Below are 23683 nucleotides of genomic sequence, written 5' to 3' on the forward strand. Positions count from 1 at the left end.
GTATTCCATTAATAATAGGGAATTAATCTACTCAACGAAGAAAGGGGATACCAGGATGGAGAAAGATATGAACAGCGAAACTGGACTGGAAAGCAATCTTCCCGATGGTTTAGCCAAACCTGCACGACGGGCGCTCATTGCGGCCGGGTATTTGCGGCTTGAGCAGCTAAGCAAGCTCCGCGAGTCAGATCTGCTCATGCTGCACGGCATGGGGCCCAAGGCGCTGGGTCAGCTCCGCGGCGCCCTGGCCGCCAGGGGCGAAACATTCGCCGAGTGAGCAAACCACCATATAGCTGTCGAAGAAAAAGCAGGCACTCCAAGCAACCTGCTTTTCTCTGCTAGCATATAAATTTATACCATAAATTATTAATGTCATTAAATTATAGACTTGAGCCGGCATCTTGCTTATCCTCTGGCTAATAATCGCAGCAAAAAGAAAGCTCCCCGTCAAAAAGAAGCTTTCTAACAACCAGTCATTCTCCGTCCCACTTGTTCCTGAATGATCCTAATCGATATAAATGCGGGTCACTCTGGTTGTCAACGCAGCCGATATCTCCTGCCCCGCACCTCCCAGATTGGCAGCCAACTCCTCACAGGTGATGCGCTCGCGGCCATTCTCGCCGATTAGCGTAACCTTCGTGCCTACCGCATATTCCCGGGGCAGACGAATCATTATCTGATCCATCCCGATCTTGCCGATTACCGGTACTCTATGTCCGTCAATGATCATTTGTGAATGCCGCAGGCTTTGCGACCATCCGTCGGCGTAACCGATCGGAACCGTTCCCACCCACTCATCCCTGCCTGCCCGGTATGCCTGGTCGTAACCCACATACCCGCCTTTCTTCAGCCGTTTCACCTGGATCAGACTGCTGTACAGGCTTAATGCGGCATCCAGCTTCACAGCGCCCGCTGCTGTCCGGGGGCCAAAGCCATACATGGCCGCTCCGATCCGCACCATATCCATAGCCATCTCCGGAAAGCGCAGCGCCGCAGCACTGTTCGCGCAATGGAAGACATTCACATGAACCTGCGAGCTTGCGACCCAGGCTATCATCTCCCGAAAACGGTCAAATTGTGTCCTCAAGTAACCGGTATCGGTGCCGCCTGCAGTGGCGAAATGGGTAAACACCCCGTCCACGATGATGTCGGATGCGCGCAGCCAAGGGAGCATTTCCTCCCATTCCAGTTTCTCCCGGATTCCGAGCCGGCCAAGACCTGTGTCCATTTTGACATGAACCTTGAGCGAGAAAGGATAGAAGGTATGCATGCATACCCGCCGCATTTCCTTGAACCATGCTGCCGCCGTGACGGTCACCATAAGATCGTATTCAATCGCGATCGGAACCTCCTGCGGCTTGATCGGCGTCAGAATGAGAATCGGCAGCTCGATGCCCTGCTTCCTGAGCTTCAATGCTTCGCTCAAATAAGCAACTCCCAATGTATCGGCTCCGGACCTTACCGCTATTTCAGCCGTTTCCAAAGCGCCGTGACCGTACCCGTCCGCTTTCACGACAGCCATCAGCTTGGCGGATGCAGGCAGGCGCTTTTTGATTGTGCGCAGATTGTCCCCGATGGCCGACAAGTTTACTTCTGCCCACGTGTTCCGATATATCTCCGATGCGACAGTTGTTATCATGGCATACCCCTCCCCTGCCTTCAGCCAGCTTTCAGAACCTGATCCTTCAATAAACTTGAAACAACGTCCTCCAGCTTCAGCGCCCTGGAAGCTTTAATCCAGATCAAGGCATCCTGCTTGAGGATGGTTTTAATATGACGGACCATCTCCTGCTTGTTCGTATAATGAAATACATGGCCTGCATTCATCCTCTTAAGGGCGCTGCGGGCAGTGTGTTCCGATAAGGGACCAAACGTGAATAAATAGTCCAGCTGCTCCGCGTCGGCCAGTGAGCCAAGCTCCTCATGCAGCGAAACTGCCTGCTCGCCCATATCCTGCATATCGCCCAGGACGGCTATTTTTTGCCGGCTGCCCGGAAGGGTATATAACGTCTGCAGTGCTGCAGCTGCGCTTGCGGGATTGGATTTATACGTGTCGTTAATAATGGTGAAATGATCGGTGCGAACGACCTCATTGCGCATTCCTGTCAGCTTGGCCTCAGCCAGTCCCGCTTTCACCGTGCCCAGGTCCATGCCAAGATTGGATGCGACCGCAATCGCGGCAAGAGCATTCACCAGCTGGAAATGTCCTATTAACGGAATAGTTAATGACATTAACAAGTCCTGGGCAATTTTGAAGCTTGTTCCCTCCAAATTCATCTCATGGCAGACGGGGTGATAGTCATTGTGAGCCTCCATCCCGAAGGTCTTGAGGTCATAAGGCCATTCCTGTACACCCAATCCCGTCCGAAGCATAGGATCATCGCCGTTGTAATAAAGGATTCCATCCCGTTTCAAGCCATGAAGGATTTCCAGCTTCGCCTTCAGGATATTCTCTTTGCTGCCCAAATCGCCCAGATGAGCATCACCGATATTCGTAATAATCGCTATATCCGGAAGAGCCAGGGAGGACAGCAGCGCGATTTCGCCAAGTCCGGACATGCCCATCTCCACGACAGCCATCTCGGTATCCTCATTCAGCTCCAGCAGTGTCAGGGGCACACCCAGATGATTGTTCAAATTGCCGAACGTTTTCTGCGTTCTGAACGACTTTGAAAGACAGCCTGCAAGGATATCCTTCGTTGACGTTTTGCCGTTGCTGCCCGTTATCGCGATCACCTTCACCGGCAGCTGCATCCGGTATTCCCTGGCAAGCGCCTGAATCGCCGTAAGCGTATCAGTCACCAGCAGCACCGGAATCCCGCCAATCGGCGGATTGGGCTCAGACTTGTTCCAGAGCATTGCTGCCGCGCCAGCTTCTATCGCCTGCCGGGCAAATTCATGTCCATTGAAGCGCTCGCCCGCAATCGGTATGTAGAGATTACCCTGCTGCAGCGTGCGCGTGTCAATGGAGACTCCCCTAATTTCGACAGCCGCCTGCTCCTGCGGAATCTTGTTCATCGCCCGTACCATAACAGATATTTGCTGAATCGTTTTTTGTATCATCTTCAAATCACTCCCTTGAATACTGTATCAATTGTTTCTCCGCATGGCGGTTGAAGGCATAATCGATCAGCTTCTCTATCAGCTCGGAATAGGTGGTTCCATCAGTCCGCTCCCACATAACCGGATACATGCTGAAGGCTGTAAATCCCGGAAGCGCATTAATTTCATTCACATACAGTCTTCCCGCATCATCGATGAAGAAATCCACGCGCGCCAGTCCCGAGCAGTTCAAGGCCTGATAGGCAAGCTCTGCCGCCTGCCGGAGCTGCCCGGCCAGAGCGTCCGGAATGTCAGCGGGTATGGACATCGTCAGACGGCCGTCAATATATTTGGCATCATAGTCGAAGAAGGCTTTATCCTGAAGGAACTCGCCGGGGACAGAAACCAGCGGGCGTTCATTACCCATTACCGCCACTTGAATTTCTCTTCCCCGCACCTCCTTCTCCACGACGATTTTACGGTCGTAACGGTATGCTTCCTCAATGGCATCTGTCAGCCGCTCCTTGTCCAGACATCTGGTGATGCCAATGCTGGAGCCCAAAGAGGCAGGCTTGATATAGCAGGGAAATCCGATTTCTTCCTCGACCCGGCTCAATATGCTTCCTTGGTCCTCTATCCACTTCATGTGCGGGAAAGTCAGATAATCCGCCTGAGGAAGGCCCGCCGCAGCCAGCACCTCCTTGGTGACAGCCTTATCAAGCGTTAAAGCGGACGCGAGCACACCGTTGCCGACATAGGGCACATTCAGCAGCTCCAGCAGTCCCTGGATCGTGCCATCCTCGCCATTTGCGCCATGCAGCATGGGCAGCACGACTTTTTTGCCTTGCACCGCGAATAAACGGGTCAGAATGCTGCCAATCGATCCAGCCGGCTCTTCCTCGGCAGCTTCGAGAACCAAATCGCTGATTGCAAAATCTTTGCCGGTGAGCTTCCCTTGGCTGCACCAGCAGCCTTCCCGCGTTATATATATGGGGTAAAGATCAAATTTGCTTTCATTTATCGCCTGCATAACGGTATAGGCTGTTTTCAATGAGATCTCATGTTCAACAGATTTTCCTCCGTAGAATACATACAGCAATGTTTTCATATAAAAAAAGCCTCCCGGTTGTCTATCGGTTATCTCGTACTAGCATAACCAAAGAAACTAAAGAGACTCCTAAAAAAAGCTTAAGAAATCATTAAGAAAATGGCACTGTTTATAACATCGGGCTAGGCCAATCAAGGATTCACGTCTATTATAGACGAGCCCGGGTTAGGGAAGGTATGATAATAAACACATCATATCGAGAAAGAAGGAAATACGAGATGAGCCAACGATCCATGAACATATTAGCGATATCCGGCAGCCTTCGCGCCCAATCCTCCAATACCAGACTGCTGCAGGCAGCAGCCGCATTAGCGCCTTCCGGAATGCATTTTACTTTCTACGCAGGGCTCGGCAGCCTGCCTCATTTCAATCCCGAGATCGATACAGACACCCCTCATCCTGCTGTAGCCGAACTGCGGGAGCGGTTGAAGCAGGCGGATGGCGTGATCATCTGTACCCCGGAATATGCAGCCGGAGTGCCGGGATCGCTGAAGAATGCGCTAGACTGGATCGTTTCCTCAGGAGAGTTTATGGACAAGCCGGTATCCGTCATCAGCGCTTCCCCCAACCCGCTTGGCGGAGACAAAGCCTATGCTTCCCTCCTGCTGACGCTGAATATGATGAGCGCCAAAGTAGTAGAGAATGCTTCGATGACCGTTCCGATGATTACAATAAAGCTGAACGCAGCAGGCGAGATAACCGATGCCGCAACATCCGATTCGCTGCGCGATGTTCTTCAGGCGCTTGCTGGGGCAATCCCGGACTAAAGCGTGCTACTTCGCATTCACATCCCGGATAAAACGCTCCAAGCCGCTTGGATCCGTGATGCGGCTGTTGCATTCATGACTTTTGAAACACATATAATTGCCGATTGCCTTGTAATACTCGGGAGAGCCTGAGACTTTTTTTCGGGAAATCGCCGTAACCAGCGCCACTTCTCCAAAACCCTTGCATATGCAGCATAGATCCTTCCTGCAGTTCAGGGAGTATTTCCCTTCAACGCCGATCATTTCGCCTTGATGCTCATAAATCAGATACATCCGGCTCGTCCCGATATCGGGCCATCCGAAATAGGTATAGGAATAATCATGCTGAAGCGAAGGATCCGGCTGCCTGACCTTCTTGTTTTTGGGAAAAAGCTCCCGGACCAGCTGCTCCGTGACCTCCGGAAATGAGATGCGGTAAGCCGCCAGAGCGTCCAGATAATCTTGAAACTCCTGTTCCGTCCGGAGCTTGATGATGAACAGCAGCAGTTCCTTCTGAGTATCGGTCAGCTCCGGGAACGCGGCCAGTATTTTGGTTTCCACGTTATATTTGACCGCCTCAATGACAGAGGCATCAGAACTTGTACGGATTGTCCGGCCGAGATAGGCGGCCTCATTGTTAATGACATTAAATTGATGATTGCGTATAAAAGGCTTCTGCATCATGGTTCCCCTTCCTTGCACTTGCACGCCCTTTCTATTTTCACAAAAATTCAATGATTTATCAATCCCATCCATAAAGAAAAAGAACATAGGCCAGCTGCGCGCACACAGTCTGGTCCATCTCCATTAAAATACCGCTGCCTTTCCCCTGTAAGCATTTGCTGGTGAGAATGAAAAAGACGTTACCCGGCTGATTCCACCCGATAACGTCTTCACTCGTTAAGATTAAAGTGTCTGCGCTGTGCAGTTGTCATAGCGAAAACTAAAGACCAAGCTCGGAGAGGCTGGGATCGTTATCCGGACGCCGCCCCAAAGGCCAGTGATATTTCCGCTCAGCGCAGCTGATAGGCATATCATTGATTGATGCGTAACGGCGCTTATTCAAGCCATTCGCATTAAACTCCCAGTTCTCGTTCCCGTAGGACCGGAACCATTGGCCGCTATCGTCATGCCATTCATATGCGAAGCGTACTGCGATGCGGTTGCCGTTGAATGACCAAAGCTCCTTGATTAGCCGGTAATCCAGCTCTTTATTCCACTTTCTCGTCAGAAAGGCTATGATCTCTGTTCGGCCCACAGGGAATTCGGCCCGGTTCCGCCAGCGGCTGTCTTCAGTGTAGTCCATTGCCACCAGCTGCGGATTACGGGTGTTCCAGTCATCTTCCGCCTTGCGGACTTTTGCAGTTGCCGTTTCCAAAGTAAAGGGCGGCATAATAATTTGCATACAGGTTCTCCTTGTCTGTTGTCATACCGCTTTATCAATGCGTCAACATCACTCGAATTTGAAAAAATCGCTTTTTCACACTGGTCATTTGTACCATTGTATGAAGCTGCGGATAATGTGACACCAATTGACGCGCTGTTTTCAGACAAACTTATACATTCTATAAGGTGAAAAAAAAGCCTGCTTGGCGCATGCAGGCCTCCTCACTATTCATAGAAATCCCATAAGCAAAATTGGCTGACAGCAACCTGTACCATGCTCTTCCAATCAGCCCTGCGGCCCTTCAGCCAGCAGCTGACGTATTTCCTGCAATCTGGCTGCCATCGTCTTCAGCTCAATTGCCAAAAAATCCTCATTGACCTGTTCAAATGCAAGCTGCAGCTGTCTCAGGCTTGCTTCAGCAGCCGGTAGCAGCCCGTAGGCTTGCTCGGTGTGCCCGTAGAAAGGGTGCACCTTCATATCTTGTTCATTGTTCATAATCTCCAATCCCTCCATCCGGTCAGCATTACTCTAACATCCGGATTAAAGGAATGTCCAGTCCTGATAAGGCCGGCAGTTGAAATTCTTACAGGTCAAGAAACCCCGTAACGACGCTGCAATTGCTCCAACAAGCCGGTTCCCCGAAACGGTTAACTGCCCCGGTATGTGCTGTATCCCCCGGGAGCGACCAGAAGCGGAACATGAATCGGCGAACCTGCCTCGTGTACCTGGAAGCGTACCGGAATCTGATCCAGAAACGTCTCGTTTTGCTCCCGCCCCGGTTCACGGCTTGCAAAATAATCTCCAGCCTCAAACACCAGCTGGTATTCGCCAACCGCCAGGTCGCACGCGGCAAGCAGCGGGGCTTCCAGGCGGCCATCCGCATTTGTCTCCACAATCTTAATCAGCACCGGTTCGCTGCCCTCTTGAAGCGACCACAATTGGATACGCATACCCGATGCGGGCAATCCTCGTGAAATATCCAGCACATGCGTTGTCAACCCGCCGCTCATTCTTCAGTCCCCACTGCGCCGTCGGCAGGACGGCCTGCCGTTCCATCCTCTTCGCCGCCGGGCAGAGCCTTCCCCTCTCCCTCATCCGCCAAATCCTCCTGGGTCATGGAGAAGCCCTGAAATCCAAACGGCGGCCGGGCCTCAGTAAATACGCCAGCTTTGGATTGCGGATCCGGCTCAACCACCGTCTCCCAGGTGCGGTTGTTGGACTCGAATCTGATCTCAGCCAGCTGCGGAAACCGCTTCAGCAGCCTTAGTCCGATCTGCACAATCAGATATTGGATCGAAGGCGTCTTATATTCATGAAAAACGTGATGGGCAATATCTCTTACCTGCGCAGCGGAAACATAGCGCCCTTCCCCGGCGTCGAGCGCATCGTCAATATGGGTATACCGCCAATGGATATTGAGAAATACAAATAAAGGCCGATCGTAGCTATCCGGCAGCGTCGTATATTCATCCCGGATAAAACCAAAAAAGGAGCTCCCGCTCACTTTGATCAGCTGCAGATCGGACAAGCTGCTCCAGCCCTCCGTGATCTGAACGCCACGATTGGACCGGGCAAGCTCAAGCTTGGCGCCGGCATGTTCATTATGCGACCGCCTGTACACCAGCCCGCTGTCTTCAAAACCCGCTTCGCCGTTTACCTGCAGCGGTTCGTAAGGAATCCGGTCCGCCGCAATCTCGACCGTGGTGATATGCGTGTATTTCTCCAGAAACCGGCGGCCCAGATAAGCGATAAATCCTTCGGTAGTCGCGTCTTCATAATCACCGGCATGGCGAAGGATGAAATTTTTCATCGAATCTGTCGCAACAACCCATGTATTATCTCCTTCGATAAAAGAACCGAGCAAAAGATCGCTGCTCACGGCAAATGTAATATGATGAGCGAAGATGACATTGGAATCGCCTCTATGGGCGGACTCGGGAATGGCGGAGACAGTCAGCGGTTTGGCATAGGTGCGGTATGCCATCACGTCGCCTTTTCCGTAATAAAGCGTGCGGCCACTGCTTGTTTTCATCATGCATGTCATCCCCTTTCCTTGATGTTGGAGACCTGTTATTTCGCATTTTCCTCGATCAGATCATTCAGACGAAACCAGGCAATCTGGGCGATTTCCCTTAAAGCCTTGGTCCGCTCTTCTTCCTCGGTGTTCATCATCCTCGCATTCATATCCGCAAGAATCTCCTCCTTTGCCTTCCCGCGGACCGCCAGAATATAAGGAAATCCGTATTTTTCAACGTATTTGCCATTTAATTCGGCGAATGCGCCATGCTCTCCTTCAGACAGCTGATTCAAGTCAGCCCCCTGCTGCTCCTTGGCCGAATGCACGCTTACCTGCAGCCTCGTCGCAAGATCGGGATGCGCCTGGATCAGCGCCAGCTTCTTGCGGGACGAGGAGCCGTATACGGCCTGCATCATCGCGTCATGAAGCTCTCTTACCGTATAGAACGGCCTGTTTCTCCATGCCGCCTCGGCCACCCATGGGGAATTCTCGAAAATATCGCCAAGCCTGCGCACGAACAGCTCACGACTGAAAGTATTTAACTGCCAGAGGGAGATTGTCATGACCGGCAACCTTCATGAACGGCATGACCGGTGCAGCTTGAGACGCTAATCTCAACATCGACCCGTCCAAGCGGCGCTACTCCATCCTTACCTGCCAGAAGTGCGCCGAAGGCTGTGCTGCCTGCGGTTATGGCCTGACTTGAAATTTCCATACTTCTGCGCAATAGAGCGCTATGATAATCTCTGTATTCTTCCGCCATTATCATTCTCCCCTTCCCATATCAATCGCGCGCTGAACGGCTCTGAGGATGCCGCCGTAGCCGGTGCATCTGCAAAGATTGCCCGATAATGCCTCTTCCACTTCCGCCGCCGTCGGCGATGGATTGTCTGTGAGCAGCGCGGTCACCGATACAATCATGCCCGGCGTGCAATATCCGCATTGATAGCCACCTTCCTCCAGAAAAGCCTGCTGCACGGGGTGCAGTCCGCCGCGGTCCAGGCCTTCGATTGTCGTGATATGCTTTCCCGAACACTGATATGCCATAGTCAGGCAGGCATTCACCGGATTGCCGTCCATCAGGACCATGCAGGCCCCGCAGCGTCCAATCTCGCAGGAGCGCTTGGTCCCGGTCAGCTGCAGATCCTCCCTGAGCACGGACAAGAGCCTTTTGGACGGATCGACCTTAAGCTCGACCTGCTCATCATTGATCGTACAGTTCAGCGACGGTCCGGCCTGCGGTACCTTTTCCCTCCACGACTGGCCGCTCATCTGCCGCTCACCGCCTTCCGCGCAAAGGAAGGGCGCTCCTGCAGCTCGGACGGATCGATCGGCAGTCTGGTGATCCATCTGCCGACAGCGCCATGGACGGCTGCCGTAATCGCCGGAGCCAAACCTACCGTGCCTATCTCGCCAATGCCCCTTGGTCCGTACTCGTCTCCTTCAGGAAGCTCCTCAATCGGCAGCACTTCAATGCCCCCGCGCATATCGGCCACCGTCGGGATGAGGTACGTATCGAGATTCTTCGCTAGATAGTGCCCCTGATCCATCAGCGAGTTTTCGGAGAGGGTATAACCAAGCGCCATGCTGCTCCCGCCTTCAATCTGGCCCAGATAACCCTGCGGATTCATTACGGGACCGGCTGCAACGGCATGAAATTGATCAAGGACGCGCACCCTTCCTGTCAGTGTGTTAACCTCCACCTTCACCGCCACTGCGCCATAGGAATAGATGAAATGCGCTCCCACCCTGCCGAACGAAGATGTCGGAAAATGAAAACCGGTCTCCGCTGTGAGAGGTTCACCCGCAGTCAGGGCAAGTTCTTTATAGGTGAGGAGCAGCTCTGGAGGTGCTGGTTGAGGCAAAGGCTCAGCGGATACCCCACCGAAGCCTGCCGCATCCGAAGCGGCTCTGCCCGTACACTCCCACTCATTCGCCTTGGCATAGATGCCGCCGGGACCGAGTGCCAGCTGATCGGACGGCAGCCCGAGCGCCTGACCCGCCGCCTCCAGCAGCTTGCCCGTGAAGAGCGGCTGCAGGTTGCGCAGCGATTTCCACATCATGCTCGTCGCCCGCGATGCGGTGCTGGAGCCGCTCCGCGGCACATGATCGGTATCGCCAATGATCAGCCTCAGGTCGCCGGGATCAAATCCGAACTGCTCGATCAGCATCAGCTCAAGCGTGGCAAGCAGCCCCTGCCCGAACTCTTCATAGCCGAAGGCAGCCTCGATCCGCCCGTCCTCCGCAAGGGTGAGCCTTCCTCCCGCAAAGTCGGGGATGCCCACGCCAAGACCCGAGCCATGCATAATGTAAGCCGCCCCCACCCCGGTATGCAGCCAAGGCTCCCGCCTGCGCTCCGTCTCCTGCTTCTCGGCGGAATGCCTATCCCTCCAGATCGATGCTTCCGCCATAGCCTCCCATGCCTGGCGTGCTCCGTCCGTTACGGCAATCGGCTGGCCGAAGGGACCCGGGTCAGCTGGCTCCCGCAAATTTATGCGGCGCAGCTCCCAGGGATCCATGCCCGCGGCCAGGGCCAGCCGGTCCAGCTGACCCTCCAGCGCGAAGACCGCCTGATTTCCTCCGAAGCCGCGGAATTCTCCCGACATCCCGTTATTGGTATAAACGGATATGCTTTGAATATCCGTATGCTCATAGCGGTAGGGGCCAAGCACATGCTCGGTAGCGAAATTCAGCACCTCAGCTCCAAGTGTCGCATAAGGGCCGGTATCCGCCGTTATTTGAACCTCATGCGCCATAATCCGGCCGTTCCCATCGATCCCCGTCTTCATATGGATGGTCATGGGGTGGCGTTTGAGCCCGGCCCGCACCGATTCCCAGCGGGAGTTGTGAATACGGACCGGACGCTTCGCGGCCAGTGCCAGAAGGGCGCCATACGGCTGTACATTCAGCTCGTCTTTGCCGCCGAAGGAGCCGCCGATAGGACTCGATATGACGCGAATCCCGCTCTCCGGCAGTGCGGTGATGCGCGCCAGCTGCAGCCGGTCAAGAAAACCATGCTGCGTTGGCGCATATACAATCAGACGGCCATTCTCGTCAGGAACAAACAGACCGCCTTCCGTTTCCATATAGGTGTGCATCTGCCTTGGCGTTGTATAGGTTTCCTCCACGATATGGCGGCATGCGGCAATTCCGGATGCAATATCGCCATGACTGTAACCGGTGCGATGAAGCACATTGCCATGGGCATGGAGCAGCGGCGTTTCCTCCCGGAGCGCCTGAACGGGATCCCCGATAACCGGCAGCACCTCGTAATCGACCTCAATCAACTGCAGCGCCAGCTCTGCCAGCTCTGCCGTTTCCGCTGCGACCGCTGCGACGGCATCCCCAACGTACCGCACCCGGTCCGTACAGAAGACGGGCTGGTCCTGAACGGCAATGCCGAAAGCATTCAGCCCCGGGACATCCCCGCTTGCAAGCACGGCATGAACGCCGCGCAGCTGTTTGGCTTTATCCATGCGTATTTCAATGATCCTTGCATGGGGATGGGGGCTCCGCAATATACGGCCAACCAGCATTCCCTCTGCGGTCATATCCGTCAGGTAGGCGAGCTTGCCTGTGACCTTGCCCGGACCATCCGGTCTTACCCGCCAGCGCTTGCCGCTGGCCTTGCGGTTTAACAGCATATTCTCCACCGCCTCTGTTTTGGAATCGGTTGTCAGGCAGATCACAACGGAGTACATCACATATATCGGGTATCGCCGTTACTATTCCAGCTGCGCCAGATCCTTGCCGCAATGAGATTGGCAGCCGTTTGCTTGCGGTATGCTGCGGATGCAAAGGCATCGCCAATCGGCTGATATTCAATAAGAATCTGCTCATAAAGGCCGCCAAGAAGCTCCTCATCGACAGATCTGCCCTCCAGCAGCGTTTCAGCCGCATGCAGACGGACAGGGACCATCTGTCCCCCGCCCGCGGCAATGCGGACATCTGACAGCCGGCAGCTTCCATCCATGGCTCCGGTTAACGCCGTTGTTACCAAAGATGGCGTGAAGCTCTCCCTCCGCCCCACTTTCTCATAGGCATAAAAGTAATTTGGCAGCACACCGGAGCTTTCCGTTTCCATGACGGATGGAAATGCTATCTCCCGGATATAGGGCAGCTTAACCTGAAGCAGCAAACTGCCCATTCTGCCGCTTCCGGTTGTTGACCGCTGATTCAGCCACTCTGCAAGCGGCTCCGTAATCAGCCTGCAGCCGTCATGCCAGATCAGCTCGGCTCCATATACAAGAAGAGCAGGAAGAGAATCGCCAATCGCTGACACGATATTTCCGCCGATTGTGGCCAGGTTGCGGATCGAAGGCGCCGCAATGACGCAAGCCGCATCCTGCAGCAGGGGAAAGGTTTCAGCCAGAATCGGATTTCGGCGAACAGCAGACAAGGTGGTGCATGCGCCAATTACAATGGAATCGGAGTGAATGGAGATACCTCTTATGCCGTTTACAGCGCCCAAATCAATCAAATGCTTCGGAGCCTTGGCCTGCCCCGATTCCCACTGGGTGCGAAGCAGCGTTGTGCCTGCCGCAAAGACGGCCTCGCCTCCGTATTTCAGCTTGAGCCTGCAGGCTTCGGCGGCATCCGCCGGCTGCCAGACCAAGGGCGGCTGCATCACATATTCTTCATCTGCCGCCATCATCGCCTCTCCTCCTTCCTCATCTTTGCTGCAGCGTCCTTTGGCTTGAAACGGATCTGATCCAGCCTTGGCCTGCTCCGGCTGGCTTGCCGTTCATGTGGAGTGAATAAACCAATAAATCCCTCATGCAAGGGATTTATCGGGAGCTTAATATGATTGCAGCAGCTTTATATAACATCAGATTATTTCACTTTTATTTGCAGCTCCGACCAGATATTTCTCGCTCTTGCCAGCTCCTCCGGCGTATCCACATCCATAAATGCCCATCCCGCCGTATGCGGGACGATGATCCCGCGGTATTCCGGCGATTGAAAAATAGCCCAGCACCGCAGGCGGGGCTGCCGCCGATACTCCCATTCCCCCCGCCACATAATCGGCATCCGGATTTTTCGCAAATACGGAAATCAGTCTTTTCAATAATGCGGCGGTAATGAACGGCTGATCCGCCAGCGCGACAACAATAGCATCCGGCTCATCGGACAGCAGCGCAGCAAGCCCTTCGCGGATGGAATGCGACATGCCCAAATGAGCCTCCTTGCATGCGACAATCCGGTATTTGGCAAGCGGACTCCTGTAATCCTTCCGGTCATATAACCAAAGCAGCGGATCCTCCGGACGGACAACCACCGTCAATGAATCGAGCCCGCACTGACGCATTTCACGAAGCGCCCGGCTACCGAGTGTTATTCCGGGAGACAGCTCTAGCGACAGCTTCGTCTCTCCCATTCTTTTGCTGGAACCAGCTGCCAAATACAACCCTGCGACTCTGATTGCGAGCAGCCCCTTTCTTGACTGTTATGTCGTATCCTGCCTTGACCGCGATAATTTCGGCGGCAATGCTGACCGCGATTTCCTCCGGCCCTTCGGCGCCGATAGCCAAACCTACAGGCGAATGCACATTGGATGTGATGGCCAATCCTTCACTTAATTGATCTATCCTGGCCCGGGAACCGAGTATTCCCACATATCGCAGCCGGTGCGGCAGCAGCAGCTCCAGCATTTCCCGGTCGCGCTGAAGCTGGTGGCTGCATATCACGGCATAATCTCCGCTGCCCGGATGCAGCTTTTCTATAATGGACTCCGGATTTCCCGAAGCAAATTGTACGTCCTGAAATCGTTTCTCCGTGCACAAGCCGGCCCGCCAATCCGCAACAACAACGCGGAAGCCGATTTTCCGGATCAAATGAACCATAGGAATGGAATCATCGCCAGCACCGAATATGATGACTCGCGGAGGCCGCTTGAACACGGCATCGAAGAATGGTTCAGCGCTCTCCGGAATACCGGACCTGAATGGAATTGCTGCGCCGTCTTCGGGTATTCCAGGCAAACGATACATCAGCGCGTCCCCGCTGAATCTCCGCCTCAGGCAGACATTGCCTCCGCTCTGCACTCTGGCATAGATCGCCGCCATTATGCCTCGCAGCTTGGCAAGAACCGGTTCAAGCAGAACCCGGACGGATCCGCCGCAGCCGACGCTCCCGCCCCATACCGCATCCTCACCGGCATTCAAGTTATAGTCGATGATTTCACAGCTGCCGGCTGCAAGCAGGTCATGAACCCTTTCTTTAAGATCGGATTCCAGACAGCCGGGACTGAGGCTGCCTGTCGTACGTCCATCCTGCCAGAGAATCATGGACGCGCCTGCTTTTCGATAGGCGTGACCCTTCACGCCAATCAACGTAGCCATCACGGCAGGTTCGTCACGATGAACAATTGTCTCAAGGACGGAATAGTTATCCATGCAGCAAACCTCCTCCAAAGATCTTTTCGGACTGCGGAAGTCTTACTGTAATTAGCGAAAGCGGCAGGAAAAACGGTGTAATCCGGATGTTAGGAAAAGGTAAACGGAGATGGGTTTGAAAAAGGAGGTTCAGCTTTTCGTTAATGTTATATTACTTAACATGATAATCCCATTTCGATAATTTTTCAATAGTTATGTTAACTTATATAACACAAAAACAGCCCTTAATCCCTGAATCAGCAGGAACTGGGCTGTCAGAAGATCAAACACGCAACGGCATGTTTTAAAGGATCAGCTCTTCCAGGAGAATGCCTTCGGGCATGACGGACTCGATATACGGTCTAAGCTGGTGAGAGCCGGATGCTTCTTCATACAGAATGGAGACGATGCCGGTATCCGAGCTGGTTCGGATCAAGCGTCCGATCCCCTGTCTCAGGCGAAGCAGCATATAGGGCAGATCCACCTCGTGAAAGGGGTCCTTCGCGCTGCCGCGCTTGGCCATGAAGACCGGATCCTGAGGAGGAAAAGGCAGCGCCCAAATAATCACATTGGACAAGGATGGGCCCGGCACATCAAGCCCCTCCCATAAGCTGACCGCGCACAGAATGCTTGCTTCATCATTCTGGAAGAGGTCAATCAGCCGGCTGATTTCGCCATCCCCTTCAAACAAAAAGGTCATGCCGAACACTTCCGGATAAGTGGCGATCTCCTCTTTGAACTGCTTCAGCTCTTCTCTGGACGGGAATAAAATCAAGGCTCTGCCTTCGGTCCGCTTCAACAGATGAACAGCCGCAGCCATTTTCTCTCCGAATCGGCCGCCAAAGGTCCATGAAGGCGCGAATGCCTTCATATGGGATGCATAATCATAGGGCGATGCCGCCGAGAAGGACAAATACTGCTGAATGCCCAGGCTGTCCGCCACGTAATCGAAGGAACCGTCAACCGACAAGGTAGCCGAGGAGAAGATGATCGGCATATGCGAGTCGAACACATGCTCCTTGAGCACTTCCTTTACCGTTCTGGGCATGATGGACAGCGTCGGGCCGTCTTTGCCCTCGGTGAGCCAGCATATCAGGGAATCCGAGATGAAAAAGAGCGCCAACGCCTTCTGCATCATCTCCAGATGCTCCTCCACAATGCGCAGCTGATAATGGTTCAATACGAATAGCTCGCCTTCGAAAACCAGTTCATCCTCAATCGAGGCGAGCAGCCCCCTGAACTGGTTCACTTCATGCAGCAAAGCGTCATCCAGCAGAATCTGCTTGCGGTCCGAGCCGGGGATGACCAGACTTTTGCGCTGCAGCGCGGCGAACATTCTCTCGCTCTGAAGAATCGCATCGTCGATCAGCAGTGCAAGCGATTCCCGGATTTCATTCTGCAGCAGCCGGATAATCAATTCTTCGAACACATCATGCTTGATCTTGTAGCTGAGCGCCTTCTGGCTGGCTGATTCCAGAAGATGCCCCTCGTCAAAAACAACCGCGCAATGATCGGGCAGCAGCGGCAGCTGTCCTTCGCGTTTGCGGCCTTCGTAAGTCCACACATGCTCCATATAATAATCATGGGAGCAAATAATCAGATCCTGCGAACGGCGGTAATGATCGCGGGAAAGCGTCTGGCCGCAGCGGTGCCTTTTCTCGCAAATAAAGCAATCCTGGAAGGAATCCCAATTGATCTTGTTCCACTGCTCATCACTGAGTGTCGGATAATCCTTGCGGTCTCCATAGGAATGAAAGGTCTGCATGGCCGCAGGCGATTGGACAAATGTCGGGAGCTCCTTGGTGATGTCCTCGAACAATCCCGCTTCGTCATCTCCCACTCTGGCATGCTCAAGCTTGATCAGGCACAGGTACTGATCCGGAGACTTGCCGAGTCTCGCATCGATCGCAAGACCCAGATGCTCTACCAGCTTGGCAATATCGCCTTCCGGCTTCACCAGCTGCTCGATAAGCGACTCATCGGCACAGGCGATCACGGCCGGCTTGCGCATGTAACGCGCATAGCACACCGTATAAAGGAGATAAACAAGCGTCTTCCCCGTACCGACTCCCGCTTCCGCAAAAATCGTCTTCTTGTCGGCAAAAGCCCTCTCTAATTGAAAGGCCATATAAATCTGTTCATCTCTGACTTCAAAGCCGTGCTCCGGCAATATATCGTAAAACACATCCGCGATCCATTCGCCTGCCTGCTGAGCGAAGGAAGAGCGTGACGGGTCATATTCAAAAGGGTATCGTTCCACAGTCTGTTATCCTCCATAAGCAAAATATCATAATGCCGCGCAATAGATAATTATCACATGGCTTGCCCATAAAAACAACCTTGAATGAAATGGCTGCGCGGGGTTTGACGTAATGGAAAAAGCATGTATAATAAACAGGCAAACATACGTTTGCCTTCTATCTTATCCTACACATTAGACACAGGAGGTATTATGAAAGGAACCACCCATCTTACCATCGGCGTCGCCATTGGCGCAGCCGCAGCCGCTTATTATCCTTTTACATTCAAGAATGCCGCGATTTATCTGGCTGTCGCCGCCTTCTCCGCCCTCAGTGCGGATCTCGACGGGACAAGCATGCTAAGCAGCAAGCTCGGGAAGGCGTCCAAGCTGCTTCGGAGCTTTGTATTATGGGGCAGCATCCTGCTGGCGGGAGGGCTCGCCTATATGTATTTCATGTATGACCAGATGCATCCGGAATTAGCCGTGGCATCCATAATTTTGTTCCTGCTTGGCTTCATGACCAAGGAAGGCGTGATCCGAAATGCCATGGTAAGCATAATCGGCGGCGGACTGCTCTATGCGGGCATCCGCTATGAGATGAACTGGCTTATGGGCTTCGGTTTGTTCGTGGCCTGGGTTCCATGGCTGAAGCATAGGGGGATGACCCACACGTTATGGGCGGTGTTGATCTGGGGAGCGATCAGCCGCGGGCTGGAAGCGCAGCTGCAGCTGGAAGGCATTACGATGGTCGCAACTGCCGGCTACCTCTCCCATCTGCTTGCGGACACCTTGACCCCGAGCGGGGTCAAATGGTTTTATCCGCTTTATAAGAAATCCGTCAAGCTACCGGGCTAATTGGGTGAATGCCGGTCGGGGATGCGGCTCGACCGGCGTTAGCTCTGATTTCATTTCAATAAACCGTTGAACAGCTCTCCGCATGCCATCACTTCATGCCAATCGTCCTGACCATCCTCTACAGACCACCAGGCAGAAAGCACACAATGGCATACTCCCCATGAGATCATCCGCTCGCGGTCCAGTTTCAGATGACTGGCAAGCTGATCAATGCGCCTCTCCAGCACCTGCCCTGGATTGTCATGCTTCATCAGATGATTGCGCAAGTAAGCAATCACTTCGAATTCGGCCTCCCCGATCAATCCCTTTGGATCGATGGCGAGCCATGGCTCCCGCTCTGCGGAGAGAATGTTCCCATGATGCAAATCTCCGTGCAGCACCCTTGTTTCCTTCATGCTGGACAGCAGCTGCAGGTAGAGCGCCTCCGCCCTTGCGACAGACCGGTCCGGAAGCGGTCCAGTGCCCCCGTCATAATGGCTGCGCAGGCGTTCAAGTCCCTTGGCCCAATCTGCCAGAGCGGGAAACGGGAACGGCTCGCTTGACGGCTCCGCCGTCCACAGCTTCCGCATCACCTCAGCCGCAATCTCCGTCGCCTTCTCCTCTGTCAGCACACTGGACAGAACGTGACCCGGCCGAAGATCCTCCAGCAGAAGCGCACCTTCGGAAGCGCTGGAATCGATCAGGTTCACCATACCTCTTCCGTTATAATACCGAAGCGCCTCAATCTCGCATAAACCTTCAGCGTGAGGCACACCCAGCTTGACAACCAGCTTCATTCCATCCTTCGCCGTCGCAGGAGCTACATAGTTATAAGATAAATCCGGAAAAGGCTGATGGATCGTAATCTCCCACCGCTTCTCACAGTCTCGTATAAGCGAATCAAGCTGCCCGAGCCAGTTAATCCCTGCATCCCGGTGCACGCCGATTATGGTTTGCCGCCATTTTTCCAGTTGATCCGGCTTTGTCATGAATTGAATCATCTCCTTCCAGTTACCATCAAATATTTCTGCGGTTATAAATAAACAGGGATACCAGCCAGGAGAGCAGCAGCAAGGCCATGCATCCGGCGGCAAGCCAGATCATGGATGCCAGTGTGTTACCGGTGAGCAGTCCGGATATCCGGGATCCCAGGTTGATTCCGGACCACTCCAGCACCCGCAGTGTAATGAGCACAAGCCCGCCTACTGTGAATAGGACAATCAGATCAAGCGTCTGCACGATGCGTGAGCCAAAAGCAAAGAAAAGCGGAAAATAGATGGAATAAAAGATCAAAAGCGCGGCAATGGTCAAAATCGTGGACTGCAGGCTGAACCAGGGCAATTCCCCTTCCGGCAGCAGGAGCGAAGCGGCTATCCGCCAAAAGCAGGTCAGCAGGAAAGCAAAGGCCATAAACATGAATACGCCCGCATACTTGGAAGTCACAATGTCAAATCTCCGCAGAGGAAATGAAGCCAGCATTCGTCCGTTATGATTCCGCTCGTCCATTTTGCTGGACACCACGATCAGAAAATGGCTGAAGATAGCTGCAGGCACAGATAGCGGCAGCCCTTCAAAAGCCCCTAGAGCAAAAAAGAATATGCCGATAAAAATAAAACCAAGTATCAAAAACGGCTTCTGGATTCTCAGATCCTTTACAAGAAGCTGAACCATGACTACCGCACCTCCCGCGTATAAACCATGATATCATCCAGAGAAGGCTGCTCCACCATACAATGATTTTGGAGCATGAAATCGGTAGAATAACGTCCCTTGGCCAATAAGCCTTCAAAACCAAGAGCGTTTTTCTGTAAACCGATAACGTCCAGCTTTTCGGAGTGCAGCAGCTCAAGCGGCCCTTTGACCAGCACATAGCAATCGAGCAAATCCTCTTTCGCGCCGCTGAACTGCAGCTTCCCGCCCTGAACATAAACAATATAGTCGGCAATCCGTTCCAGATCCGAGCTGATATGGGTCGAGAACAGTACCGAGCGTTTGCCGTCCCCGATATACTCACTCAACAGACCGAGCACCTCTCTGCGAAAAACAGGATCCAGGCCTGAAGTGGGCTCATCCATAATGAGCAGCTCCGGTTCATGGGACAAGGCGACCGCCAGGGCGAATTTGGTCCGCATTCCTTTGGACAGCTCGCGCACTTTTCTGCCCTCGGGAATGCCGAACTGCTGCATATAGCGGTGGAAAAGAGCATCGTTCCAGGTCGGGTAAAAGGCCGCCGCGATTTTCTTCATTTCATGTACCTTCAAGTGATTATAGAAAAAGTCCTCATCATACACAAAACCGATTTTGCGTTTTATTTCCCGTTCATGCTCCTTGTACATTAAACCAAACATTCTTACCTCGCCTTGGTCCGGACGGACAAGGTTCATCATCGAGCGGATCAGAGTGGTCTTCCCCGCCCCGTTAGGCCCAATAAGTCCCGTAATATAACCGGTCTCCACATGAAAGCTTAATTCGCTTATGCCGAAATCCCCGTTTCTTTTGGAGAACTGCCTGAATTCAACCGCCGTCATGCTTCACTCTCCTCCCCATAGAAAATTTCGAATAATTGCAGGATTTCCGCTTGTTTCAAGCCCAGGCTCCGGCCTTCCGCAATCACTGCTTTTACTTTCTCCTCCAGCTGCCGGTATTTCACTTCCCTGATGGACTGCTTATTCTTCTCCGATACAAAGGTGCCCTTGCCCGATACGGATGTGACCAGACCCTCCTGCTCAAGCTCGTCATAGGCGCGTTTTGTGGTGATGACGCTGATCTTCAGCGTTTGGGCAAGACTGCGGATGGACGGCAGCAGCTCTCCCTCCTTCAATAGTCCGGTTATTATTTGTTTCTTGATTTGCTCCTTGATTTGCAGGTATATCGGATCTCCGGACGTTAAGGATACGGAGAGATTCATGTATTCACCTCGCATTTTCTGTATATATCGTATATAAACAGTATATATTAACGGCTGCTCTTGTCAATAATTCCGCAAAAAAAACCCTCTATACAACATGCAGCGGAATGCTCTTTCGAGTCGCTCCGCAACATATGCATAAAGGGCTGTCGGTCCTTCAAGCTTCGTCTTAAAACTTTTATTGAAATTGCTGCGTTCCTGATTGTTGGGAAGAAGCATCTAGATTGGACATCGTGCGTTGCACCAGCTGCTCAGCCTGCTGCAGCTGCTGGTGAATATTTTGGATTTGGCGTTTCTGGGCGTCCATTTGCATCTGCAGCTGATTCTCGGCAAGCTGCAGCTCACGGCCAATGCTTTGCAGCTCGAGCACAACCTGATTGACCTGCTGCGAGCGCCCGTCCAGACCTACGTTGCGGAGTGCCTGCTGGGCAAGGATTCTCTCCTGCTCCTGCTGACGCTGAACCTGCTCCTGAAACTGCTGATAGCTAAGCTGCTGACTATTGTTCTGCTGCCCTGGTTGACCCTGCTGGTTGTACATTCCCTGTTGGCCTTGCTGACCTTGATTATCCATAGATGCGAACCCTCCTGTTGGTCTTAACGTCCACATTTAAGGTGTCCCGCCCAATGGATATTTATGTATGAGGTCAGCTTACCGGCCGCCTTTATCCTCGCGCTCCAGGATACGCTGCAGCTCCTGATCCGTAATCTTTTTGCCGCCGTAACGGACTTCGCTGTATGGCTGTGCCAATGGTTCGGAAGGAGCCTTGCCTGCCCGCTGCTCCTGCAGTTCATTGTCCGTTTCCAGCGGCGTGAGGAAGGGCTTGAAGGAATAGCCGGCCTTTACCTGCCTTCCAAGCCTTTGCCGGTACAAATAGCGAAGCCGGGACTCATTATCCTGAAGGTCCCTGTAGCGAATGCGCGGTTCCTTCGATTTGCTGCGAAAAAGTCCGCCAAGGCGGCCTGTCTTGGGAATACTTGCCACCTCATCGACGTAGCCTTGAGCCATATTAATCTTTTCCCGGCCGAAGAGCTTCAGCATCTGCTCCCGAAGCTTCTTTAACCATTCAGGCAAATGACGGAGCTTACGCAGAAGCAGATACAAGACAAAGAGTCCGACCAGCGCAACAATGCCGTACATTATATAATCAACCCAGGGAGGCAGAGTTTTCGCGTCACCCTGCGGCAGTGCCGGCGGCGCGGCTGGAGGCTCCGCTTGTGGCGGAGGTGCATTCTCTGTTCCGCCTCCGGCAAACAGCTGCTGAAGCCAATTCCTGAAAGCATTCCACAACGAGGTAAGTGCCGCCTGGATCTGATACGTAAATACAATCAGCACTGCGACGGCCGCTATGATGCCAACAAGCATACGGTTTTGTTTGCGTACCGTCGGTTCGACGGATGGACGATCGCTTCCGGATAATGACTCGTCATTGACATAGCTGCTGTTGGAAGCAAACAGCGTCAGCATCAAGACAGCAAGACCGAAGACGATCAGCGGGATTTTATAAGGCTGGAACGCCTCCGCCCGGCCAAAAAACAATGAGACAAAAAAATAAACAAAGATCCCGATGATGTAATGACGGGCCTGCAGCCTGAATAGGCGCATGGAGACTGCCATCAGCCCGCCCCTTGAAAGACTTGCCGACAAGACGACCGCGCTGAGCGCTCCTGTCTTTGTGACACCAAACAAGAGCGCACTGCAGGCGCAGCCAATCACAATGCCGACCAACGTGATCATGAAAGGATGCTTGAAGGTAAAGAGACGATTAATGAGAAGTCCTGCCGGATAACCGAGCAAAGCCAGAATAAGCCATAGCCAGCCCGCTTCATTGCCCAGCAGGAAGGCCTGAATGAGAAAAGCCACCGGCAGGAAAAGCAGAAGCTCCACCGCGCCCTGCAGCAGCACTCTGGAGCTGTCGCGAATGTTTCCCGTCACGCTGCATCACCTGCCTGTAATGCGAGCGGCAGCCACTCGACACCATGCCCGCGGCTGCGAAGCCGCTCGACCGCAAGCTCGATCTTGTCGCTCATGAAAGCCGACACGATCACCACATCGCACCGCTCGTCCATTTGCTCCTCAAGCTTGTCGATAAGCAGATAGAAGGGCGTAACACTGGCAATAGCAAGCTTCGCCATCCGCTCAAGCATATACAGCAGATGCTCGCTGCCGCTGCTCATCTCCGTGATCACGGGCAGCCCGGGTATGTCGATATCATGGCCGTTAGTGGCAAAACCCGTCTCAAGTCCCTGCTCTGTGGCGTATTGGACAAGCGCGGCTGCCAGCCTGATTCCCTGCTCGATAAGCGCCGTATTATTCACGATCTCCCACATATCCGCATGGTCTTCCACATTGAGCAGCACCATAAGCCTGTAATCGGCGGTGAAATCCCTTCTGTGGACCTGCATCTTGCTTGACCGCGCAGTTGCATTCCAGTTAATGGACTTCAGCGAATCGCCGGCCTGGTAATCGCGGACGCCTGTCACATAGAACGGATCCTCGACAATCCAGCGGCGTACCGAAATATCACCCTGCCAGCTGCGCGAGGGCAGTTGGATCAGCGAGCGGTCCGCCGGCATGGGATAGACGATCAGCTCCTCCTGCAGCGTTACGGACTTCCACGACCTGAATAATCCGAACAGATCCCCGAAGGTGATGGATGCGCTTGTCAGCCGGTAGCAGCCTCTCTGCACGCACTGCACAGGATGGCGGCGGGTCAGCTGCTTATTCCCCATCAGGCTGAACAAACTCTTGTGGTTCTGATAGAATTGTCCATTGCTTACATCAAAATTAAAAATATTTTCAAACTTCAACCCCGTATGTAGAATCGATTCCACCCGCATCCACGGGACCGGGAGCCATTTGCGGTTCTCCAGACGCTCAATCATCTCAATTTTGTCACCTTCAAAGCAGCTTTTTACACTAAATTCCCTCGCATAGCTCAGCCGTTTCATCCCAAACCGGCGGAATATCCAGCCCTGTATCAGAATAACTGCAGCTGCGCTTAAAATAAACCAATGTATGCCCATC

The 23683-nt window shown here is 53.3% G+C and carries 26 protein-coding genes; 3 read left to right on the forward strand and 23 right to left on the reverse strand.

What is annotated here, in order from left to right; genetic code table 11:
- Positions 1–67: 67 nt before the first annotated feature.
- Positions 68–277 carry a DNA-binding protein gene (locus ACFOLF_RS01275; RefSeq protein WP_210040694.1) on the forward strand — a complete coding sequence of 70 codons (210 nt, stop codon included), beginning with the start codon at positions 68–70 and terminating at the stop codon, positions 275–277.
- Positions 278–505: 228 nt separating this feature from the next.
- Here the strand turns inward: ACFOLF_RS01275 and alr are convergent, their stop codons facing one another.
- Genes alr through ACFOLF_RS01290 form a run of 3 tightly spaced genes read right to left on the reverse strand, consistent with a single transcriptional unit; the run spans position 506 to position 4150 of the window.
- The gene (gene alr, locus ACFOLF_RS01280) at positions 506–1639 is read right to left on the reverse strand and encodes an alanine racemase (protein WP_210040692.1); all 1134 of its coding nucleotides are present in this window, start codon (positions 1637–1639) and stop codon (positions 506–508) included.
- 20 nt (positions 1640–1659) lie between these two features.
- On the reverse strand, positions 1660–3063 hold the full coding sequence (locus ACFOLF_RS01285) for a UDP-N-acetylmuramoyl-tripeptide--D-alanyl-D-alanine ligase (protein WP_210040690.1): 1404 nt from the start codon (positions 3061–3063) through the stop codon (positions 1660–1662).
- A gap of 7 nt (positions 3064–3070) precedes the next feature.
- On the reverse strand, positions 3071–4150 hold the full coding sequence (locus tag ACFOLF_RS01290; protein ID WP_210040688.1) for a D-alanine--D-alanine ligase family protein: 1080 nt from the start codon (positions 4148–4150) through the stop codon (positions 3071–3073).
- A gap of 218 nt (positions 4151–4368) precedes the next feature.
- Here ACFOLF_RS01290 and ACFOLF_RS01295 point away from each other — a divergent pair, with 218 nt between their 5' ends.
- Positions 4369–4917 carry an NADPH-dependent FMN reductase gene (locus ACFOLF_RS01295; protein WP_210040686.1) on the forward strand — a complete coding sequence of 183 codons (549 nt, stop codon included), beginning with the start codon at positions 4369–4371 and terminating at the stop codon, positions 4915–4917.
- A 6-nt stretch (positions 4918–4923) separates the two neighbouring features.
- On the opposite strand, the gene ACFOLF_RS01300 is transcribed toward ACFOLF_RS01295, so the two are convergent.
- From ACFOLF_RS01300 to ACFOLF_RS01360, 13 genes are all read right to left on the reverse strand, one after another.
- Positions 4924–5580: a FusB/FusC family EF-G-binding protein gene (locus tag ACFOLF_RS01300; RefSeq protein WP_210040684.1), complete on the reverse strand. Its 657-nt coding sequence runs from the start codon at positions 5578–5580 to the stop codon at positions 4924–4926.
- A gap of 259 nt (positions 5581–5839) precedes the next feature.
- Entirely contained in the window at positions 5840–6301 is a 462-nt protein-coding gene (locus tag ACFOLF_RS01305; protein WP_210040681.1) for a nuclear transport factor 2 family protein, read from the reverse strand.
- A gap of 267 nt (positions 6302–6568) precedes the next feature.
- Entirely contained in the window at positions 6569–6778 is a 210-nt protein-coding gene (locus ACFOLF_RS01310; RefSeq protein ID WP_210040679.1) for a hypothetical protein, read from the reverse strand.
- A gap of 152 nt (positions 6779–6930) precedes the next feature.
- A complete protein-coding gene (gene uraH / locus ACFOLF_RS01315; RefSeq protein WP_210040677.1) occupies positions 6931–7293 on the reverse strand; it encodes a hydroxyisourate hydrolase in 363 nt (120 codons plus the stop codon).
- On the reverse strand, positions 7290–8318 hold the full coding sequence (pucL, locus tag ACFOLF_RS01320) for a factor-independent urate hydroxylase (protein ID WP_210040675.1): 1029 nt from the start codon (positions 8316–8318) through the stop codon (positions 7290–7292). The genes uraH and pucL overlap by 4 nt, the downstream gene beginning before the upstream one ends.
- 35 nt (positions 8319–8353) lie before the next feature.
- Positions 8354–8863 carry a 2-oxo-4-hydroxy-4-carboxy-5-ureidoimidazoline decarboxylase gene (gene uraD, locus ACFOLF_RS01325; protein WP_210040672.1) on the reverse strand — a complete coding sequence of 170 codons (510 nt, stop codon included), beginning with the start codon at positions 8861–8863 and terminating at the stop codon, positions 8354–8356.
- Positions 8860–9063 (reverse strand): hypothetical protein, encoded by a 204-nt coding sequence (locus tag ACFOLF_RS01330; RefSeq protein ID WP_210040670.1) that lies wholly within the window; start codon positions 9061–9063, stop codon positions 8860–8862. Before ACFOLF_RS01330 ends, uraD begins: the two co-directional genes overlap by 4 nt.
- Positions 9064–9065: 2 nt before the next feature.
- Positions 9066–9572, reverse strand: a complete 507-nt coding sequence (locus tag ACFOLF_RS01335) for a (2Fe-2S)-binding protein (RefSeq protein WP_210040669.1) — start codon at positions 9570–9572, stop codon at positions 9066–9068.
- The gene (gene pucD, locus ACFOLF_RS01340) at positions 9569–11944 is read right to left on the reverse strand and encodes a xanthine dehydrogenase subunit D (protein ID WP_210041016.1); all 2376 of its coding nucleotides are present in this window, start codon (positions 11942–11944) and stop codon (positions 9569–9571) included. The genes ACFOLF_RS01335 and pucD overlap by 4 nt, the downstream gene beginning before the upstream one ends.
- 56 nt (positions 11945–12000) lie before the next feature.
- Positions 12001–12954, reverse strand: a complete 954-nt coding sequence (locus ACFOLF_RS01345; protein ID WP_210040666.1) for an FAD binding domain-containing protein — start codon at positions 12952–12954, stop codon at positions 12001–12003.
- Positions 12955–13128: 174 nt separating this feature from the next.
- Complete coding sequence (locus tag ACFOLF_RS01350) at positions 13129–13677, reverse strand: nucleotidyltransferase family protein (RefSeq protein WP_210040664.1); 549 nt, start codon at positions 13675–13677, stop codon at positions 13129–13131.
- Positions 13625–14695, reverse strand: coding sequence for an XdhC family protein (locus ACFOLF_RS01355; RefSeq protein WP_210040662.1), 1071 nt, complete (start codon positions 14693–14695; stop codon positions 13625–13627). Before ACFOLF_RS01355 ends, ACFOLF_RS01350 begins: the two co-directional genes overlap by 53 nt.
- A 283-nt stretch (positions 14696–14978) precedes the next feature.
- Positions 14979–16934 (reverse strand): ATP-dependent DNA helicase, encoded by a 1956-nt coding sequence (locus tag ACFOLF_RS01360; RefSeq protein WP_210040661.1) that lies wholly within the window; start codon positions 16932–16934, stop codon positions 14979–14981.
- A 192-nt stretch (positions 16935–17126) separates the two neighbouring features.
- Between ACFOLF_RS01360 and ACFOLF_RS01365 the strand changes: the two genes are divergently transcribed.
- Complete coding sequence (locus tag ACFOLF_RS01365) at positions 17127–17771, forward strand: metal-dependent hydrolase (RefSeq protein ID WP_210040660.1); 645 nt, start codon at positions 17127–17129, stop codon at positions 17769–17771.
- Positions 17772–17821: 50 nt separating this feature from the next.
- Here the strand turns inward: ACFOLF_RS01365 and ACFOLF_RS01370 are convergent, their stop codons facing one another.
- The 7 genes from ACFOLF_RS01370 to ACFOLF_RS01400 all read right to left on the reverse strand — a co-directional run bounded on the left by ACFOLF_RS01370 (position 17822) and on the right by ACFOLF_RS01400 (position 23682).
- The gene (locus tag ACFOLF_RS01370; protein ID WP_210040659.1) at positions 17822–18739 is read right to left on the reverse strand and encodes an aminoglycoside phosphotransferase family protein; all 918 of its coding nucleotides are present in this window, start codon (positions 18737–18739) and stop codon (positions 17822–17824) included.
- Positions 18740–18767: 28 nt separating this feature from the next.
- A complete protein-coding gene (locus ACFOLF_RS01375) occupies positions 18768–19421 on the reverse strand; it encodes an ABC-2 transporter permease (protein WP_210040658.1) in 654 nt (217 codons plus the stop codon).
- 2 nt (positions 19422–19423) lie between these two features.
- Positions 19424–20278, reverse strand: a complete 855-nt coding sequence (locus tag ACFOLF_RS01380; RefSeq protein WP_210040657.1) for an ABC transporter ATP-binding protein — start codon at positions 20276–20278, stop codon at positions 19424–19426.
- Positions 20275–20658: a GntR family transcriptional regulator gene (locus tag ACFOLF_RS01385; protein ID WP_210040656.1), complete on the reverse strand. Its 384-nt coding sequence runs from the start codon at positions 20656–20658 to the stop codon at positions 20275–20277. The genes ACFOLF_RS01380 and ACFOLF_RS01385 overlap by 4 nt, the downstream gene beginning before the upstream one ends.
- Before the next feature lie 178 nt (positions 20659–20836).
- Positions 20837–21229, reverse strand: coding sequence for a hypothetical protein (locus ACFOLF_RS01390; RefSeq protein ID WP_210040655.1), 393 nt, complete (start codon positions 21227–21229; stop codon positions 20837–20839).
- 78 nt (positions 21230–21307) lie between these two features.
- Entirely contained in the window at positions 21308–22591 is a 1284-nt protein-coding gene (locus tag ACFOLF_RS01395) for a DUF4129 domain-containing protein (RefSeq protein WP_210040654.1), read from the reverse strand.
- Entirely contained in the window at positions 22588–23682 is a 1095-nt protein-coding gene (locus tag ACFOLF_RS01400; protein WP_210040653.1) for a DUF58 domain-containing protein, read from the reverse strand. The genes ACFOLF_RS01395 and ACFOLF_RS01400 overlap by 4 nt, the downstream gene beginning before the upstream one ends.
- Position 23683: the final 1 nt, after the last annotated feature.

Origin of the sequence: Paenibacillus sepulcri, assembly GCF_042647105.1 — a bacterium.
In the GTDB taxonomy this organism is placed as follows: domain Bacteria; phylum Bacillota; class Bacilli; order Paenibacillales; family Paenibacillaceae; genus Paenibacillus_Z; species Paenibacillus_Z sepulcri.